The sequence below is a fragment of the Streptomyces sp. NPDC054840 genome, from assembly GCF_053611065.1.
Genome location: NZ_JBSGZP010001155.1, coordinates 1 through 1128, shown reverse-complemented (window position 1 = coordinate 1128; position 1128 = coordinate 1). Strand labels below are relative to the sequence as shown.

The following is a 1128-nucleotide window of genomic DNA, read 5'->3' as shown; positions in this document are numbered from 1 at the left end:
GTGTGACGGCGCCCGCCGTGCCGCCGGCGCCGAAGGCTCCCGCCTCGTCCCCGGCCTCGGCCGAGCCGGATCCGCCCGCGCAGGAACCGCCGGCGGCGCAGGGCACCGTAGCCCCCCGGCCCGGGCCGGCGCCCTCGGCGGCGGGCTCCGCCGCTCCCGCCCCCGCGCCGTCCTCGTCCCCGTCGCCCACCACGGGCCGGCAGAAGCCCTCGCCCACGCCGTCGCCGGAGCGGCCCTCACCGAAGCCGACTCCGCCGCCGTCCCCGAAACCGCCGCAGGGGTTCCAGCTGGCCGGGCTCGCTCACTCGGTCCACGGGGACCACAGCGGCCCGGAGCTGCAGATGTGGCGCAGCGGCTGGGTGTGGCAGCGCCGCGGGCTGGAGGTGGGCGGCCGGCGCTTCGCGCACGGCATCACCGTGAACCCGCGCTCCTCGGTGGAGATCACCCTCAACCGGCAGTGCACGAGCTTCTCGGCGCAGGCGGGGGTGGACGGCCTGTCGCTGTTCACGGATGGAACGGTGCGGTTCTCCGTGTACGCCGACGGGGAGCGGGTGTGGCAGTCCGCCGCCCTCGGGCAGGAGGACCCGCCCGCGGCCCTGCAGGTCTCCCTCACGGGGCGCAGGACGCTGCGGCTGGTGGTCGAGAAGGCCGGGCCGGGCAGCCTGCCGACGCTGGCGAGCTGGGCGGACGCCGTGCTCAGCTGCCGCTGAGCGCCGGGGTCAGTCGCCTCTAGGCGCCGTGGTCAGCGTGGTCGCGAAAGCGGCCGGGGTGAGGGTGGCGCGGGCCTCCTCCTCGCGGTGGCGCTCCGGGCGAGCGGGGCCCGGGTCCGCCCCAGGAGGCCGTCCACCGTGCCGCTCTCCAACCGGGCGCGGATGGCCCGCACGCCAGTCGGGGCCCGCCGTGAGGGCCCGTACCGCCTCGACCGTCCGGCCGGCGTCGGCCGGCAGCAGGGCCGCCGCCTCGGCCATGCCCGCCGGGTGGCGCTCGGCGCGGCGGGCGTCGACGGCGACGGAGAGCGCGGGCCCGATCCGGGCCAGGCCACCACCGGACGTTGTCTGCGGGCCGCACCCACCGGGCACACACCGCCGGACCGCCCGGCCGGGCCGCCGACGCCCCCGGAGGCAGGAC

1 protein-coding gene and 2 pseudogenes are annotated in these 1128 nt (G+C 79.1%); 1 reads left to right on the top strand and 2 read right to left on the bottom strand.

Annotated features, from left to right (window positions below; translation table 11 throughout):
• Positions 1-217 (bottom strand): annotated as a pseudogene (locus tag ACWGIU_RS38325) (hypothetical protein); the annotation flags it as partial.
• Positions 218-341: 124 nt separating this feature from the next.
• Here ACWGIU_RS38325 and ACWGIU_RS38320 point away from each other — a divergent pair.
• Entirely contained in the window at positions 342-710 is a 369-nt protein-coding gene (locus ACWGIU_RS38320) for an NPCBM/NEW2 domain-containing protein (protein ID WP_453712767.1), read from the top strand.
• 9 nt (positions 711-719) lie between these two features.
• Here the strand turns inward: ACWGIU_RS38320 and ACWGIU_RS38315 are convergent.
• Positions 720-1128, bottom strand: a pseudogene (locus ACWGIU_RS38315) (hypothetical protein); the annotation flags it as partial.